Consider the following 16,749-nt stretch of genomic DNA (forward strand, 5'->3'; position numbering starts at 1 on the left):
CAGCAAGGGCATCACGAACCGGTAAACCACCATCCGCGACCGAAACCGCGACTCACCAGCCGTAGATCTTCCAGTACACCGGCGATACCGGGCCTTCGCCCTTGCTCTTGTCCAGCCGGCCGTCGCCAATTCCTTCCCCCGCTTGCGGGGGAAGGTGCCCGAAGGGCGGAAGGGGGCACGCGCCCGGGAGCCAAGCGGCTTTTTCCCGTCGCAGCAAGGGCATCACGAACCGGTAAACCACCATCCGCGACCGAAACCGCGACTCACCAGCCGTAGATCTTCCAGTACACCGGCGATACCGGGCCTTCGCCCTTGCTCTTGTCCAGCCGGCCGTCGCCGTTTTCGTCGATCAGGTAATAGGCCGGACCCCGCGCCGGAGTGACCTTGACCATGCGCAGCTGGCCGGCCACGCGGTATTCCTCGATCACGTCGCCATTGGTTTCGGTGCGGACCGCGACCTGGGCGTCGGCCAGATCCACGCCGGGATCGTCCTGGGCGCCGCCCATCGACGCGCAACCTGCCAGCAGCAACACGGCAAGCGCGGCGGGTGCCAACGTCATGCGGGACATCGCGAACTCCTCGGGAATGACCGGTTCGGGGATTATGCGCCAAACGACGCCAATGCGCCGTGACGCCGCGCCCGCGACGGGGCGTAGAATCGCCGCATGAAACGACTAGTCCTGATCGACGGATCCAGCTACCTGTTCCGCGCGTTCCATGCGCTGCCGCCTCTGACCAACGCCGCCGGCGAACCGACCGGCGCGCTGTTCGGCGTGGTCAACATGCTGCGCGCCACGCTCAAGGAAATGCCCGACTACGTGGCCTTCGTGCTGGATGCCAGCGGACCGACCTTCCGCGACGCCCTGTATCCCGAGTACAAGGCCAACCGTCCGCCGATGCCCGAGGATCTGCGCGCGCAGGTGGAACCGATGCGCCGGATCGTCGAGGCGCTGGGCTTTCCGCTGCTGTGCGTGGAAGGTGTGGAGGCCGACGACGTGATCGGCACGCTGGCGCTGCAGGGCGCGGCGCAGGGCATCGACGTCACCATTTCCACCAGCGACAAGGATTTCGCCCAGTTGGTGCGACCGGGCGTGGCGCTGGTCAACACCATGAGCGGCAGCCGGATGGATTCGGCCGAGGCCGTGATTGAGAAGTTCGGCGTGCGGCCGGAGCAGATCGTCGACTTCCTCGCCCTGATGGGCGATACCGTGGACAACGTGCCCGGCGTGGAGAAGTGCGGTCCCAAGACCGCCGCCAAGTGGCTGGGCGAATACGGCACGCTCGATGCGATCGTCGCCGGCGCCGACGGTATCAAGGGCAAGATCGGCGAGAACCTGCGCGCGGCGCTGCCGCGGCTGCCGCTGAACCGTGAACTGGTCACCATCAAGACCGATGTGGCGCTGCCCGGCGGGCCGGAGACGCTGGCGCTGCGCAATCGCGATGTCGGCGAACTGCGCGAGCTGTATTCGCGCTACGGTTTCAACCAGGCCTTGAAGGAACTGGACGGCGGCGCCGCCGCCGGCGCCGTCGCGGAGAAGGAACCCGGCCGCGCGCGCGGCACCGGTTTCGTGTCCGGGCCGGCGCCGGATGCCGCGCCGATCGATGCGGCGTGGTCCGCGCCCGGCGAATACGAAACGGTACTGAGCGAGGCCCAGCTCGAGGCCTGGATCGCCCGGCTGGCGGCGGCCGACGAGTTCGCCTTCGACACCGAGACCGACAGTCTGGACGCGATGCAGGCCAACCTGGTCGGAATGAGTTTCGCGGTGGAACCCGGCAAGGCGGCCTACCTGCCGCTGGGGCACGTCTATCCGGGCGCGCCCGCGCAACTGGACCAGGCCGCCACCCTGGCGCGGTTGGCGCCGTTGTTCGCCGATCCTGGCAAGCGCAAGCTCGGCCAGCACGGCAAGTACGATCTGCACGTGCTGCGCCGCCATGGCGTGGAGGTCGGCGGCTATGCCGACGACACCATGCTGGAGAGCTTCGTATACAACTCCGGCAGCAACCGCCACGACATGGACAGCCTGGCCAAGCGCTTCCTCGGCTACGACACCATCAAGTACGAACAGGTCGCGGGCAAGGGCGCCAAGCAGATCCTGTTCTCGCAAGTGGCGCTGGACGACGCCACCCGCTACGCCGCCGAGGACGCCGACGTGACCCTGCGCCTGCACCGGGTGATGGCGCCGAAACTCGCCGCCGAGCCGGGTCTGGAACGCGTATATCGCGACATCGAGATGCCACTGGTGCCGGTGCTGGCGCGCATCGAGGCCAATGGCGTGCGCATCGACGGCGACGAATTGCGCCGGCAGAGCGCGGACCTGGCCAAGCGCATGCTGGCCGCCCAGCAGAAGGCCACCGAACTGGCCGGGCGCAGCTTCAACCTGGATTCGCCCAAGCAGCTGCAGGCGCTGCTGTTCGACGAACTCAAGCTGCCGGCGGTGCTGAAGACCCCGACCGGGCAGCCCAGCACCAACGAGGAGGCGCTGGAGGCAATCGCCGACCAGCACGAACTGCCGCGCGTGATCCTCGAGTACCGCGGGCTGGCCAAGTTGCGCAGCACCTACACCGACAAGTTGCCGGAAATGGTCAATCCGGTCACCGGCCGCGTGCACACCAGCTATCACCAGGCCGGTGCGGCCACCGGCCGGCTGTCGTCCACCGATCCCAACCTGCAGAACATCCCGATCCGCACCGAGGACGGCCGCCGCATCCGCAAGGCGTTCGTGGCGCCGCCGGGGCGCAAGCTGATCGCCTGCGATTATTCGCAGATCGAGCTGCGGATCATGGCGCACCTGTCCGAGGATCCGGGCCTGGTGCGCGCGTTCGAATCGGGCGCCGACATCCACAAGGCGACCGCGGCGGAAGTGTTCGGCCGGCAGCTGGAGGACGTGACCTCCAACGAGCGCCGCGCGGCCAAGGCGATCAACTTCGGCCTGATGTACGGCATGAGCGCATTCGGCCTGGCCCGCCAGCTCGGCATCGGCCGCGGCGAGGCGCAGGATTACATCGCGCTGTACTTCAGCCGCTATCCGGGCGTGCGCGACTTCATGGAGCGCACCCGCCAGCAGGCGCGCGAGCAAGGCTACGTGGAGACCGTGTTCGGCCGCCGGCTGTACCTGGAGTACATCAACAAGGGTACCCAGGGACAGCGTGCAGGCGCCGAGCGCGCGGCGATCAACGCGCCGATGCAGGGCACGGCCGCGGACATCATCAAGCGCGCGATGATCTCGGTGGACGCGTGGCTGGCCGAGCATCGCGAACGCGCGCTGATGATCCTGCAGGTGCACGACGAACTGGTGTTCGAGGCCGATGCCGACTTCGTGCCCACGCTGGTGGCCGAGGCCGGCGCGCGGATGTCGGCGGCGGCGCAACTCATCGTTCCGCTGGTGGTCGACAGCGGGGTCGGCGACGACTGGGATCAGGCCCACTGAGACCGATTTGAACGTCTAAATCCGGAAACCCGTTGACAACCAGAAACTTGCGCGCGGGATGTAGAAACAGGGTGCGATTCAATTTTTGAACTGGACAGTTCAATAAAATGAATGCGGCCTTAATTCCACGGATTCTTAACGGGAATCTTCACGAACCATCCATGTGGGAAATGGTCAGATAACTCGCGACAGATGCAACGTCTGTCGCGGATCTCTCCCATCCCCTGGAGCGATCTCCCCGGAACGGCGACCCCTCCCCAGGTCCCCGTTCCCCTGGCCCCGATGACCTCCCCCTGGTCTTCGGGGCTTTTTATTTGTGCGTCCTTCGAGACCGGGCACGCTAACGTGTCGGCAACCCGAACGGAGCCTGGACATGGATTCCTTCCTGCATCAGACGTTCAACCTCTCGATGCCCTGGTGGGGCTTCATCGCCCGCGCGGTCATCGTCTACTTCGCGCTGCTGGTGATGATCCGGGTATCCGGCAAGCGCACGATGGGACAGTTCACCTCGTTCGACATGCTGCTGGTGGTGCTGCTGGGCAACGCGGTCCAGAACGCGCTGCTGGGCGAGGACGCTTCGGTGGGTGGCGGTCTGCTGCTGGCGGGCACGCTGATGGCGATCAACTGGCTGGTGGGCCTGGCGTCGGCGCGCAACCGCCGGTTCGAGGCGCTGGTGGAAGGTTCGCCGGTGCTGCTGGCACGCGAGGGCAAGGTTTACAAGGCTGTCCTGCGGCGCGAGCTGATCAGCCGCGAGGATTTCGACAAGGCGATGCGTGAGGCGGGCATCGACGCGATCGACGAGATCCATCTGGCGGTGCTGGAAACCAATGGACACATCACGCTGGTGGCGCGACGCGCGTGAGGGGTGACCGGTCATCCGGTTGGCGGAAGCGCCAGTCTTCATGCTGAAAGCAAATCCCCGTTAACCGCTTCGCGGGGGACCGCCCCTTTTTTCAAAGGACGAGCCCTCGGTAGGAGCGGCCTCCGGCCGCGAGCTTTTGAAGCTTCGCAATCCGCGCAAAGGCTCGCGCCGGGGACGGCGCTCCTACCGGATTCGTGCGTCCTTGACGTTCGCTTCGGCGATTCGAGGATGTGCGACCGCGCATCGCGCTGAGCGATTGTGGCGCCGAGTGACAAAAGGGAGGTTTCCGGGGATTTCATCCGACCACCACGGCATATCCGTCGCGTTGGCCACACCCGCCGTTCCTCCCCTTTTGACCTGCCATGCGGCTGTTGAAAGGCGCTTGCAGAAGGGGGACCGAAAGCGATTCGCCTGGGGGTATGGCAGAGCGACCGCCCCACCGGCTCACCCCAGTTCATTCAACCAGTCACGCGGGCGCAGGTAGTCGCGCAGGCGCTGCTCGGCGCTGCCGGCTTCGGGTTGGTAGCCGTATTCCCAGCGCACGTAGGGCGGCAGGCTCATCAGGATGGATTCGGCGCGGCCGCCGCTCTGCAGGCCGAACAGGGTGCCGCGGTCGTAGACCAGGTTGAACTCCACGTAGCGGCCGCGGCGGTACAACTGGAACTCGCGCTCGCGTTCGCCGTGCGGTGTGTCCTTGCGGCGCTCGACAATCGGCAGGTAGGCATCGAGGAAACCGTCGCCGACCGCGCGCAGGTAGGCGAAGTCGCGTTCGAAATCCTGCCCCAGGTCGTCGAAGAACAGGCCGCCGACACCGCGGGTCTCGCCGCGGTGCTTCAGGAAGAAATACTCGTCGCACCAGTGCTTGTGCGCGGCATAGCGCTCGGCGCCGCCGAACGGTTCGCACAGCTCGCGCGCGGTGCGGTGCCAGTGGAGGACGTCCTCGTCGAACGGATAGAACGGGGTCAGGTCGAAACCGCCGCCGAACCACCACGCCACCGCCTGCCCGTCGCGCTCGGCGCGGAAGTGGCGAACGTTGGCGTGGGTGGTGGGCAGGAAGGGATTGCGCGGATGGAACACCAGCGAGACGCCGACCGCGCGCCAGGAGGCGCCGGCCAGCTCGGGACGATGCGCGGACGCCGAGGGCGGCAACTTGCTGCCGGAGACGTCGGAAAAGCCGATGCCGGCCTGCTCGAACACGCCGCCGCCGCGCAGCACGCGGGTGCGGCCGCCGCCGCCTTCGGGCCGGTTCCACAAATCTTCCTGGAAGCGGGCCTGGCCGTCGGCCGCCTCGATGGCGGCGCAGATGCGGTCCTGCAGGTCGGTGAGATAGTCGCGGACGGGCGTGATGTCGTTCATGCCCGTCATTCTAGCGGCGGGCCGCCACCGCCGTCCTTTTCCGGCGGACGGTGCGGCGGCACCGGGGCGATCGTCAGGGCGTCGCTTCGCTTTCTTCCGGGGCGTCGTCGCCGGCTTCCTGTTCCAGTTCGCGCAAGGCGTCCTGGAGCGCGCGGCCGACGCCCATCTGTTCCCAGTTGGACGTTTCCAGCACATCGCAGGCGACGTGGCGTTCGTCCTTGCCGCACAGCGCGCGCATCGATTCGATGACGGACTCGTCGCCGGTTTCCGCGTAGGCACGGGTCAGGTTCTCGCAGCCCACGCGCACGCCGGCCGTGCAGATCCGCAGGTAATGCGGCTGGGCGCCGGCCCAGTCGCCTTCCAGCGCCCGCTGGTGACCCAGCGCGTTGCAGCCCTGCAGCTTGCCGGCCTTGCAGCAGGCTTCGGCGCCGCCGGCCTGGCTGATGGCGGGGCAATCCTCGACCAGCGGGTGCTCGACGAACTGGCGCGGCGGCGCGCAGCGATCCGCGCCGCCTTCGCCACGCCGGTAGACCGCATAGCGGTTCCAGCTGTCCAGGCCGAGCAGGCGATCGCCGCCAATTGCCTTGAATACGAAATCGCCGCCTTTGTCGTGGCGGATGCGGATCAGGCCGTTCTCCAGGCGCGCACGCATGACGCTGCCGAAGCCGCCTTCGACCCGGCCGGCATCGCCGAAGCCGAGTTCGGACATCAGTCCGCTTTCCGCCGCGTAGGCGCCGCAGGGCAGGGCGGTGGCCGGCGCGGCGCGCAGGTCCGCCGCGGTCAGCGCCGCCAGCGGCGCCGTCTTGCCGCAGGCGTCCTTGTCGCCGCCGCGCTCGCAGGCGAGGGTGAGCGCCGCGCGCGCATCCAGGTAGCGCCCCGCGTTCCACAGTTTCTCCGCCGCTGCGCCGCAGACCTTGGCCGAACCGCTGCGCTGGCACAACGCCAGGCTGCGATCCAGGTGCGGCCCGGAAAGGGGAAGATCGTCGGCGTACATGCCCTTGAAGGCATCGGCGAAGGCGCGCGTCATCGCCTCCTTGACCTTGACCTCGCAGGCGGCTTCGGAGAAGGCCGGATGGCCTTCCACACACTCCGGCGGCGCCTCTTCCGTCCCGGCGTCGCCGCGCGATGCCTGATCGGCGGCTTCCTGGAAGCCTTCAATCAGCGCCACGCAGGCGAACGGCAGGGCTTCCTGTTCGCACCAGCGCGCCAGGGTCGGCTCATCGGCCTCGGTCCGGGCCTCGAAGCAGCCGGCAAGATCCGCGCGGCAGCCGCCGTTGGGCGCTGGCGGAGACGTCGCGCACTGCGCGGATTGCGCCAGCGTGTAGACCTCGTCCATTTCCGTGCGCAGCGCGCGGCCGCCGTTTTCCGGCGTCCAGGTTTCGGAATAGGCGCTTTCCAGATCGTAGGCGGTGATGTTGTCGCCGGCCGGGGCGTAGGCCAGCGGACGCGGCGCCTGGTACGAGGTGTGCTCGGTCGCGGTGGCCGTCGTCTCGATGCGCAGCTCGCGGCTGCCATCGGCGTTACGGTAGACGCCGCAGGCGGGCGACGCGGCCAGCGCCAGGGTGGGGAGGCCAATCAGGAGGGCACCGGCGATCCGCGCGGTCAGCATCCATGCTCGTGACATGAACAAACGCTCGTTGTGGGGGGCGCCAGTATATCGACGCCGCGCGGACTCCGAGCGTCAGTGGAATTCCGCGCGCACGGCGGGCGTGCACAGTTTCCACACGATGGCGCCGTGCAGGATTCCGATCAGCAACGCGGCGGCGTAGATCGCCATCCGCATGGCCGCCTGCAGGTTGGCCAGCAATGGATCCACGTTGGCGGGATCGAACCCGGCCCGTGCGTTCAGATCGCCCATCAGCCCGTCGAAAGCGAAAGCCCCCGCCAGTGTCAGCAGGGCGCCGCCGGCGAGCAGGACGATGAAGCCGAAGCGGCCCCATTCACGGCGCTGCAACAGGCCCCACGAGGCCACCGCCAGCAGCACCGATGACAGCAGCGACGCCAGCAGCAACAGGCCAAGGTGATCGAACACCCACAGCAGCGATGGCGGCAGCGGGAGGCCGGACCCGCCGCCGGCGGTCAGCGCGTCCAGCAGGCCCTGATCCGCCGGGCTGGCGGCGAACATCGCCCACTGCAGGAGTCCGGTCAGCACGCCCACCAGCGCCAGCGCGAGCGAAAGCCACGCGGTGATGGTGACGAACTGGGAACGTGGCGCGGCCGGCATGACGCTTACTTCAGGTTGTTCTCGAACAGCTTCAGCACGCGCTTGTATTCGTCCAGCCAGGAATCGGCGCGGGTGAAGCCGTGGCGCTCCAGCGGATATGGCGCGAGTTCCCAGTTGTCCTTGTGCAGTTCGATCAGTTTCTGGGTCAGCACCACCGAATCGCGGAAGAACACGTTGTCGTCGATCATGCCGTGCGCGATCAACAGGTGATCCTGCAGCCCGGCGGCGTATTCGATCGGCGAGGAGGTGCGGTAGGCCTGCGGATCCAGCTCCGGGGTGTTGAGGATGCCGGAGGTGTATTCGTGGTTGTACTGGGTCCAGTCGACCACCGGACGCAGCGCGGCGCCAGCCTTGAACACGCCCGGCTTGCGGAACAGCGCCATGAAGGTCATGAAGCCGCCGTAGGAACCGCCGTAGATGCCGGCGCGGTCGCGATCGCCCTGGCGGGTCTCGACCAGCCAGTCCAGGCCGTCCAGGTAGTCCTCCAGCTCCGGATGGCCCATGTTGCGATAGATCGCGGTGCGCCAGTCGCGGCCATAACCCTCGCTGGCGCGGTAGTCCAGATCCAGCACGATGTAGCCGCGCTGCACCAGCAGGTTGTGGAACATCTGCTCGCGGAAGTAGGTGGGGTAGCGATGGTGCACGTTCTGCAGGTAGCCGGCACCGTGCACGAACATCACGATCGGATAGCGCTTGCCGGGCTCCAGCGTCTTCGGTCCGTAGTACTTGCCCCATACCTGGCCCGCGCCATGCTTCGACGGCACCTGCACGATTTCCGGCTGGATCCATTCGCGCGCCTTGAAGGCCGGCGTGCGGGTGTCGGTGAGCGCGGTCGGCGTGCCGCCGGCCGCGTCGACCACCGACAGCTGGGTCGGCACGTAGGCGCTGGAATGGCTGACCAGCACGCGCCGATCATCGGGCGACAGCGCGAAGCGCTCCACGCCGTCCAGCGCGGTGACCTCGCTGACCTGGTCGCCGGCCAGATCCAGCCGGCAGATTTCGTAGTCGGCGGGATTGGCGCGATTGCACAGGAAGAAGAAGGCGCTGCCGTCGGTGGTCGGCACCGGCGAGGTCACTTCCCAGCGGCCGCTGGTGCGCTGGCGCGGCTTGCCGTTGCCCTGGACGGTGTACAGGTGCGAATAACCGGACTGCTCGGACAGCAGCCACAGGCTGCCGTCGGGCAACCAGCCGAATTCGTTGTTGTTCCAGTTGATCCAGGCCGGATCGCTGAGCCGGTGGCGCGGTTGCAGGCGCGCGCCGGCCAGGTCCACGGTGGCGATCCAGCGGTCCTTGTTGTCGATCGCGTGCAACTGCACCGCGACCTGGCGGCCGTCGTCGCTCCAGGCGATCGCGGCTGTGGCTTCGCTCTCGACGCGCAGCGGACGGTTGCCCTTGAGCGGATCCTTGCCCGCCGCCTTGCGCATCGCGGCCAGCGGATCCTCGGCGATGCCGGGCAACGCGTCGTAGGCCAGCGGCCGGACGCTGCCCGCGGCCACGTCGACCAGCCACAGCGACTGCGGCACCGGATCGTTGCGGCCCACGCGGGTGCGCACGCTCTGGAATTCCTCGTAACCGGACTCGGTGACGTACATCGGCATCTTGCCTTCCTGGCCTTCGTCGGCGCCCTTGGCCTGGGTCACCACCAGCGCCCAGCGGCCATCCGGCGACATCGCGCTGTCGGCGATGGCGACGTCGGCACCGAGGTAGACCGGCGCCGGCGCGCGGCTGCCGTCGGCCTTGCGCCAGGCGTCGTCCTGCTGGCGCGCGGCATCGCGCAACGCGCGATCCCGGGCCAGGGTCTCCAGCGTGCGCAGCTGCTGTTCGCGCAGCGCGTCGGCCTTGGGCGCGCCATTGGGATCCTTTTCCGCGCGCAGCACCAGCGCCTGGGTGGTGCCGCCCTGCGCGGTCCAGCGATACCAGTCGTTGCCGCTGCGCCAGATCACGCCGCCGTCGCGGGCGAAGCGCGCCTGCGCCTCGGTGTCGTTGCTGCGGGTGAGCTGGGTCAGCGCGCCGCTGCGCAGATCGCGCAGGAACACATCGCCGTTGCGTACGAACAGCATGCGCTGCCCGCGCGCGTCGATCTGCGGGTTCGGCGCGTCCAGGCCACCGCGCTCGGCATCGCCGACGCGTTCGGCGGCGCGGCCGCCGGCGACGGCCTGCACGTAGGTGTCGCGGCTCAGGCTGCCCGGCCGCTTGAGGTCGTACTGCACGCGTTGGCCATCCCACGACCACCAGGCGCGTTCGACCGGCGGACCGATCCAGTCCGGATCCGCCATCACCTGTTCGATGGTGAGTGGCGTGGCTTCCTGCGCGGAAAGGGGGCCGGCGAGGGCCAGCGACAGTGGCAGGAGCAGGGCGGGCAGAACGTGGCGCATGGAGTTTCCGTTAGGCCGGTGTGAAAGGGTGCAAGCGTAGCAGCCGCGGATGCCGGCATCGCCCGCCGATGGTCATGCGAGGCCTGAACGTGCAGGGTTTCCCCGCATTCGGGTTTCCTCCACAATCTCCGCCATTCCCTACTTTTCCACGGCAGGACGCGTACGCGCGGATGCAAGCCTTCGTTTACAAAAGCCTGCGCAAGGCGGACACCTATGTGTACCTGGCCGCGCGCGACGACTTCACCCGCCTGCCCGAACCGCTGCGCACCCAACTGGGCGACCTGAGCTTCGTGCTGGAAGTGGCGCTCACCCCCGAACGCAAGTTGGCCCGGGAAGACGCCGGGGTGGTGCGCGGCAACCTCGCCGCGCGCGGATTCCATATCCAGTTCCCGCCGCAGCCGGACAGCGACGAATCCACCGATGCCTGAGTCCGCAAGCCAACAACGCCGGCTGGCCGCGATCGCCGGTCTCCTGGGCGTGGCCCTGGCCGCGCTGGGCTGGGTCGGTGGCCCGCTGGCGGCGTTCGGCGCCTGGCTGGCGCAGCCGGCGCTGGCGCTGGCCTGGTCGTGGCAGCGCGGCAGCCGGCCGCTGCCGGTGGCGCGCGACTGGCGCGAATCGCTGCCGGCCCTGCTGATCGCCTGGGGCGGCGCGTTCGTGACCGTGGCGGTGCTGATCGCCTGGCCGCTGTCGGCGCTGGGTGACAGCGGCAGCCTGCAGGCGGCGCTGGGCCTGAGCGCGGTGGTGGGCGTGCTGTTGATCGGCCTGTGGCGGACCTGGCCGCTGTGGCAGGGCATCGAGCGCGAACCGGGCAGCCTGGGCTGGCATTGGCGCGCGCTGGCCGAGCGGGATTTCCATGCCTGGCGCGGGCTGGGCGTGGCCGCGCTGGTGGCGCTGGCGATCGCCGGCGGCCTGGTGCTGGCGTGGCCGGATCTGCTTCCGGCGCAAACGCGGCTGATCGTCGCCCCGATCTATGTGCTGGCGCTGCCGGCGCTGCATTGGGGCATCCAGTCCATCGCCGCCGCGCGCGGCCTGCCGGTGGTGGAAATGAGTGCCGGCCTGCCGCCAATGCAGGAAAGCGCAACGGCGCCCGCACCGGTCCACGAAGCGGATCTGGAACAGGCCCTGTTCGACGCCGCCCGCGGCGGCCGGGTCGATCGCGCGCTCGAACTGCTGGAAGCCGGCGCCGATCCGCATGCGCTGCCGGCGCCGTCCTCGCGCGATCAGCGCAGCCTGCCGGTGCTGGCCGCGGTGCTGCCGGATCTGCGCCTGCTGCGCACCCTGATCGGCCATGGCGTGGATCTCAACCACGCCCACGCCGGCATGACCCCGCTGCTAGCCGCCACCCGCGACAGCTGGCATGGCCGTCCCGACGCGGTGACTACCCTGCTGGCCAACGGCGCCGATCCGCGGGTCGCCGATGGCGAAGGCAACACCCCGCTGCATCATGCCGCGCGCAGTTCCGATCCCGGCGTGGTCGCCCTGTTGCGCGATGCCGCCGCCGAGATCGATGCCATCAACCAGGATGGCCTGAGTCCGCTGGGCGTGGCCTGCGTGGCCGGCAACTGGCGCCTGGCCAAGTTCCTGCTCGAGCGTGGCGCGCGTCCCGAACCGGCCGGCGGGCAACCGGTGCTGCTGGCCGCCGCCGCCACCGAGGAAGACGACCCCGCCGGCGTGCAGTTGCTGCTCAAGCACCGCGCCAAGGTCGACACCCGCGACGGTGAGCGCCGCAGCGCGCTGCACGAAGCCGCGCTCGCCGGCCATATCGACATCGTCAACACGCTGCTGGCCGCGGGCGCCGATGTGCATGCCCACGATGCACAGGGGCGCACGCCGTGGCTGGAAGCCGCGCGTGGCGGCCGCATCGCGGTGCTGGAGCGACTGGCCGAAGCGGGCGTGGACGTGACCGTGAGCGACACCGAACAGCGCAACGCGGTTCGCGTGGCCTGCGCCTCCGAGAATGCCTCGCCGGCGTTGATCCGGCGCCTGCTGGACCTGGGCGTGGCGGCGGATCAGCCCGATGCGCAGGGCCGGCGCGCGGTGGATCTCGCCGCCGAGGCGGGCCGCTGGGCGATCGTGTCCGCGCTGGATGCCGCCTATCCGCTGCCGTCGGCGGTAAGTGCCGGCGACGACGACCAGCCGCCGCCGGATCGCGCGCCGATCGCGCTGCTGCGCGATGGGCTGCACGCGGATCGCCCGCGCGGCGAACTGGCGCCGCTGGCGCGGCTGGCATCGCGCCAGGAGCTGGGTGCGCTGCTGCACGACCCCGAGATCGCGCTTTCGCCGCAACGCCTGGAATGGCTGCTGGCGCAGGGCGCGGACGCCGATGCGCTGGATCCGGCCGGCGACACGCCGCTGTTCGCGCTGCTGTCGCGTGGCGGCGAGGCCATGGCCTCGGTGCAGGTCCTGCTGCGCCGCGCCGCGTCCCCGGCGGGGGCCGGCGGACTGGCGCGCTTCCTCGACGCCTGCGCGCGTGGCGAACAGATCGGGCGCGGGCTGGAGCAGTTCGCCTGCGACCTGCTGGAACGCGGCGCCGATCCCTTCGCGGCCTCGCCGCTGGGAGATCCGCCGCTGGCGCTGGCGGTGCGACTGGGCTGGTCGCGACTGCTGGACCGGCTGCTGGATATCGGCGTGGATCGCGAAGCCCGCGACAGCCACGGCATGACCGCGTTGCACCTGGCCGCGGCGCTGGGCCGCGAACTCGCGTTGCGCCAACTGATCGCCAAGGGCGCATGCCCGGATTCGCGCGCCGCCGATGGCCAGACCCCGCTGGGCGTGGCCCTGGCCAGCGGCCGCCGCGATCTGGCCGACTGGCTGGACTGGCGTGGTTGGGCGTTGCCGCGCCGCGCGCTGCGGCCCGCCGATCTGCCGGCGGCGGCGATGGTCGGCGACGCCGACGCGGTGCGCCGCTTGCTGGATCTGGGATTCGCGGTGGATTCGCCGGACGCGCAGGGCTGCACCGCGCTGCTGCGCGCGGCCGGCGGCGGTCATCGCGCTGCTGTGGAACTGCTGCTGGCGCGCGGCGCGGATCCGCAGAACGCGGCGAACACCGGCGCCACCCCGTTGTCGGCGGCGGTGAGCATGCGCCAGGCCGAGATCGTGGCGCTGCTGCTGCAGGCCGGCGCCGCACTGGAACACCGCCTGCCGGGCGGCGTCACCGTGCTGATGCTGGCGGCCGCGCTGGGACTGCCGGACATCGTCGCGCGTCTGCTGACCGCGGGCGCGAACGTGCATGCCGGCGATGCGCAGGGCCTGACGCCGCTGCATTGCGCCGCCCTGTACGGTTTCACCTCGCGCGACAAGCCACGGCTGGTCGCGCTGTTCGACACCCTGCTGCTGTCCGGCGCCGAACCCGATCAGGTCGCCGCCGGTTCGGTCACACCGCTGCTGCTGTTGCTGGGGGCGCGCGCCGAACCGGGCACCGCCTGCGACGAGGAGGTCGTGCTGGCCGGGGTCGAGCGCCTGCTCGATGAGGAGGTTTCCCTGGAAACCCAGGATCCGCGCGGTTTCGGTCCGCTGCACCTGGCCGCGCTGCATGGCCTGTTGCGGGTGGTGCAGCGCTTGCTGCGCGCGGGTGCGGATCCGGATTTGCGCGACGCCCTGAACCGCACCCCGCGCGAGATCGCGGTGATGCGCGGTTTCGTCGACGTGGCCGGCGAGTTCGTGCCGGTGGCGCCCGGTGCCTCGATGGCGCGTTTCCTGCGCGAACCCGGCGGCTGAAGCCCGTCGTCCTGCCGCTCCCGCGTGTCCCTCAGGTCGCGCGCGGCGAGGCATCCGTGGCGCCGGTATCCTCGTCGCTGGCATCGGCCTCGAACAGTTTCTCCAGATCGCCGACGGCGTCGCGCGCGGTCTGCACGACCGCCGCGTCATCGTCGTAGACCAGGTACTGCGCGCGCAGCAGCTTCTCGTCGTGCTCGCGGAAACGCCGGGCCTGCTGGGCCGCCGCCTCGGGCGAACGCCCCAGCGCCACCAGCGTCTGCTCGGCCATTTCCAGGCTCGTGCCCAGCGTCTCGCGGAATGGTTCGGTGCTCAGATCCATCAGCCGCCACGCGTGCTGGCGGTTGCGCGCGCGCGCCAGCACCTTGGCGTTCGGATACATGCGGCGGATCAGCCGAACCGCCTTGATGTTGGTGTCCGGATCGTCCATCGCGATCACGAACACCTTGACGTGCTGCGCGCCGGCCGAACGCAACAGATCGGGGCGGGTGGGATCGCCGTAGTAGATGCGCGCGCCGCCGAACCGGCGCAGCGTGTCCACCGTCTCCGGGCTGTGTTCGAGGGCGACGAACGGGATCCGCTGCGAAGTGAGCACGCGCGCCACGATCTGGCCGAACCGGCCCATGCCGGCAATCAGAACCTGCGGGGTCTGATCCGGGATGTCGTCGAAGGCGCGCGTGTCCTGCACGGGCCGGGCGATGCCCGAAACCCAGCGCGAGATGCCCATCATCAGCAGCGGGGTCAGCGCCATCGATACACCCACGATGGCGACCAGGCGATCCCGCACGTCGGCGTCCAGCAGCTTCACGCGCGCGGCTTCGTTGAACACCACGAACGCGAACTCGCCGCCCAGCCACAGCGCGCCGCCCAGCATCAGCGCGCCGCGCACGCCCAGCCGGCCAGGCCACAGGCCGAGCAGGAAGAGGATGCCGAACTTCACCAGCAACAGCACCAGCACGCCGGCGCTGATGATCTGCGGTTCGGCGACCACCCGATCCAGATCGATGTCCATGCCCACGGCGATGAAGAACAGGCCCAGCAGCAGGCCCTTGAAGGGTTCGATCTGCGATTCCAGCTCGTGCCGGAATTCCGAATCCGACAGCAGCACGCCGGCCAGGAATGCGCCCAGGCCCGCGCTCAGCCCGGCCAGCTGCATGAACCAGGCCGTGCCCAGCACCACCAGCAGCGCGCTGGCGGTGAACACTTCCGGCATCCGCGTGCGTGCCACCACCCGGAACATGTGCCGCAGGAGCAGTCGCCCGCCGAAAATGACGATCGCCATCGCACCGATGGCCTGGAACACCATGGTCCAGGTCAGGGTCTCGTTCTTGGCTCCGCCCAGCAGCGGAATCGCCGCCAGCAACGGAATCGCCACCAGATCCTGAAACAACAGGATGGCGAAGCCGAGCCGGCCGTGCTCGCTGGTCAGTTCCTTGCGCTCGGACAGCAACTGCAGGCTGACCGCGGTCGAGGACAGCGCCAGTCCCAGGCCGATCACCAGCGAGGTTTTCCAATGGTGCTCGGCCAGCAGGGCGATGCCGCCCAGCGCCAGCGCGGTGAGCAGGACCTGCAGGCCACCGGCGCCGAACACAGGCTTGCGCATCACCCGCAGGCGCGACGGCGACAATTCCAGGCCGATGACGAACAGCATCATCACCACGCCGATTTCCGCCGCGTCCAGGACCCGGTCCGCATCGCGCACCAGCGCCATGCCGTCCGGCCCCAGCACCACGCCGGCGACCAGGTAGGCCAGCACCGCGCCGATGCCCAGCCGCTTGAACACCGGTACCGCGATGACCGCGGCCAGCAGAAACACCAACGTCAGTTCCAGGCCGCTACCGTGCATGCATTCACCTCGGGGTCGAAGGACATTATGCAGGCAGCCCCCGCGACCCGGGCCGGCCGCGGCGATTGAAGCCGGCCAACGTCCGCGCTAGGCTCGGCGACGGTTCATCCAGGGAGCGGGAGATGAAGGGGATTTGGGGAATCGCACTGTGGCTGCTGGCCGCCCTGGCCCAGGCACAGACACAGACCCAGACCGCGGAGCTGCGGATGCCGGTGAACGGGGAAATCGGCATCGACCCGGCGGGTTCCGTATTCGACTATCGCATCGACTCCGAACTGACGCCCGAGGTCAAGGCGTTGGTGGAGCGTTCGGTCCGGCAATGGAAGTTCGAGCCGGTATTGCGTGGCGGTGTCGCCACCCACGCCAAGGCGCGCATGCACCTGACCCTGATCGCGCACCAGGTGGACGGCGGATTCCAGCTGAAGGTGGAGGAGGCCCGCTTCTCGGGCTATCGCAAGACGGTGCTGATGAATCCGCCACGCTATCCGCCGGAAGCCGCCCGGGCCGGCATCAGCGGCGACGTGCTGGTGGCGGTGCGGGTCGACGCCCAGGGCAAGGTTGTTGAGGCCGCCGCGGTGCAGAGCGCGTGGCCGTACGAGAAGATCAGCGAAAGCGCGATGCGTTATTGGGGCAAGGTACTGGAAAAGGCATCCGTTGATGCCGCCCGCAAGTGGCGGTTCGAACCGAACGATCCCGCGCAATCCGAGCCGGCCGATACCACGCTGGTGGTGCCGATCAGTTTTCGGGTGAACGCGCCCCTGGCCACGGCGGGATGGCGCCAGGAATCGGCCGGACCCGCCAGGCCCATTCCCTGGCTGGAGCCCGCACAGCAGACCTTTGACGCGTCCGGATTGAAGCAGGGCGAAGTCCTGGCGCTGGACTACACGGTGAAACTGAAAACGCCCGTGGTGGGAACCGCGCTCTAGGCGGGATCCGCATTTCGT

Annotated in this window: 11 protein-coding genes; 5 read left to right on the plus strand and 6 right to left on the minus strand. The window is 69.2% G+C overall.

Features of this window, described 5'->3' with window-relative positions; translation table 11 throughout:
* Nucleotides 1–263 precede the first annotated feature (263 nt).
* Entirely contained in the window at nt 264–569 is a 306-nt protein-coding gene (locus IB228_RS18185) for a DUF2782 domain-containing protein (RefSeq protein WP_183639629.1), read from the minus strand.
* Between the two features lie 96 nt (nt 570–665).
* Between IB228_RS18185 and polA the strand changes: the two genes are divergently transcribed.
* Together polA and IB228_RS18195 are read left to right on the plus strand one after the other, a co-directional pair.
* Nucleotides 666–3,428 carry a DNA polymerase I gene (gene polA / locus IB228_RS18190; RefSeq protein ID WP_192199450.1) on the plus strand — a complete coding sequence of 921 codons (2,763 nt, stop codon included), beginning with the start codon at nt 666–668 and terminating at the stop codon, nt 3,426–3,428.
* Between the two features lie 385 nt (nt 3,429–3,813).
* A complete protein-coding gene (locus tag IB228_RS18195; RefSeq protein ID WP_192199617.1) occupies nt 3,814–4,290 on the plus strand; it encodes a YetF domain-containing protein in 477 nt (158 codons plus the stop codon).
* A 444-nt stretch (nt 4,291–4,734) separates the two neighbouring features.
* Here IB228_RS18195 and hemF read toward each other — a convergent pair whose 3' ends face one another.
* From hemF to IB228_RS18215, 4 genes are all read right to left on the minus strand, one after another.
* Nucleotides 4,735–5,646: an oxygen-dependent coproporphyrinogen oxidase gene (gene hemF, locus IB228_RS18200; RefSeq protein ID WP_192199451.1), complete on the minus strand. Its 912-nt coding sequence runs from the start codon at nt 5,644–5,646 to the stop codon at nt 4,735–4,737.
* A gap of 73 nt (nt 5,647–5,719) precedes the next feature.
* Nucleotides 5,720–7,270: a hypothetical protein gene (locus tag IB228_RS18205; RefSeq protein ID WP_192199452.1), complete on the minus strand. Its 1,551-nt coding sequence runs from the start codon at nt 7,268–7,270 to the stop codon at nt 5,720–5,722.
* A gap of 57 nt (nt 7,271–7,327) precedes the next feature.
* Nucleotides 7,328–7,870: a hypothetical protein gene (locus IB228_RS18210; protein WP_183639625.1), complete on the minus strand. Its 543-nt coding sequence runs from the start codon at nt 7,868–7,870 to the stop codon at nt 7,328–7,330.
* Nucleotides 7,871–7,875: 5 nt separating this feature from the next.
* Nucleotides 7,876–10,233, minus strand: coding sequence for a S9 family peptidase (locus tag IB228_RS18215; protein WP_183641298.1), 2,358 nt, complete (start codon nt 10,231–10,233; stop codon nt 7,876–7,878).
* Nucleotides 10,234–10,415: 182 nt separating this feature from the next.
* Between IB228_RS18215 and IB228_RS18220 the strand changes: the two genes are divergently transcribed.
* Nucleotides 10,416–10,673 (plus strand): YcgL domain-containing protein, encoded by a 258-nt coding sequence (locus IB228_RS18220; protein WP_183639624.1) that lies wholly within the window; start codon nt 10,416–10,418, stop codon nt 10,671–10,673.
* Nucleotides 10,666–13,962 carry an ankyrin repeat domain-containing protein gene (locus tag IB228_RS18225; protein ID WP_183639623.1) on the plus strand — a complete coding sequence of 1,099 codons (3,297 nt, stop codon included), beginning with the start codon at nt 10,666–10,668 and terminating at the stop codon, nt 13,960–13,962. The genes IB228_RS18220 and IB228_RS18225 overlap by 8 nt, the downstream gene beginning before the upstream one ends.
* A gap of 31 nt (nt 13,963–13,993) precedes the next feature.
* On the opposite strand, the gene IB228_RS18230 is transcribed toward IB228_RS18225, so the two are convergent.
* Entirely contained in the window at nt 13,994–15,805 is a 1,812-nt protein-coding gene (locus tag IB228_RS18230; protein WP_192199453.1) for a monovalent cation:proton antiporter-2 (CPA2) family protein, read from the minus strand.
* 122 nt (nt 15,806–15,927) lie between these two features.
* On the opposite strand from IB228_RS18230, the gene IB228_RS18235 reads away from it, so the two are divergent.
* The gene (locus IB228_RS18235; RefSeq protein ID WP_192199454.1) at nt 15,928–16,731 is read left to right on the plus strand and encodes an energy transducer TonB; all 804 of its coding nucleotides are present in this window, start codon (nt 15,928–15,930) and stop codon (nt 16,729–16,731) included.
* Nucleotides 16,732–16,749: the final 18 nt, after the last annotated feature.

Source organism: Pseudoxanthomonas sp. PXM04 (assembly GCF_014851695.1).
Classification (GTDB): domain Bacteria; phylum Pseudomonadota; class Gammaproteobacteria; order Xanthomonadales; family Xanthomonadaceae; genus Pseudoxanthomonas_A; species Pseudoxanthomonas_A beigongshangi.

What these genes read in the sequence shown, in the direction of transcription:
- IB228_RS18185 (WP_183639629.1), bottom strand. Translation starts at nt 569, where the DNA reads ATGTCCCGCATGACGTTGGCACCCGCCGCGCTTGCCGTGTTGCTGCTG.
- polA (WP_192199450.1), top strand. Translation starts at nt 666, where the DNA reads ATGAAACGACTAGTCCTGATCGACGGATCCAGCTACCTGTTCCGCGCG.
- hemF (WP_192199451.1), bottom strand. Translation starts at nt 5,646, where the DNA reads ATGAACGACATCACGCCCGTCCGCGACTATCTCACCGACCTGCAGGAC.
- IB228_RS18205 (WP_192199452.1), bottom strand. Translation starts at nt 7,270, where the DNA reads ATGTCACGAGCATGGATGCTGACCGCGCGGATCGCCGGTGCCCTCCTG.
- IB228_RS18210 (WP_183639625.1), bottom strand. Translation starts at nt 7,870, where the DNA reads ATGCCGGCCGCGCCACGTTCCCAGTTCGTCACCATCACCGCGTGGCTT.
- IB228_RS18220 (WP_183639624.1), top strand. Translation starts at nt 10,416, where the DNA reads ATGCAAGCCTTCGTTTACAAAAGCCTGCGCAAGGCGGACACCTATGTG.
- IB228_RS18225 (WP_183639623.1), top strand. Translation starts at nt 10,666, where the DNA reads ATGCCTGAGTCCGCAAGCCAACAACGCCGGCTGGCCGCGATCGCCGGT.
- IB228_RS18230 (WP_192199453.1), bottom strand. Translation starts at nt 15,805, where the DNA reads ATGCACGGTAGCGGCCTGGAACTGACGTTGGTGTTTCTGCTGGCCGCG.
- IB228_RS18235 (WP_192199454.1), top strand. Translation starts at nt 15,928, where the DNA reads ATGAAGGGGATTTGGGGAATCGCACTGTGGCTGCTGGCCGCCCTGGCC.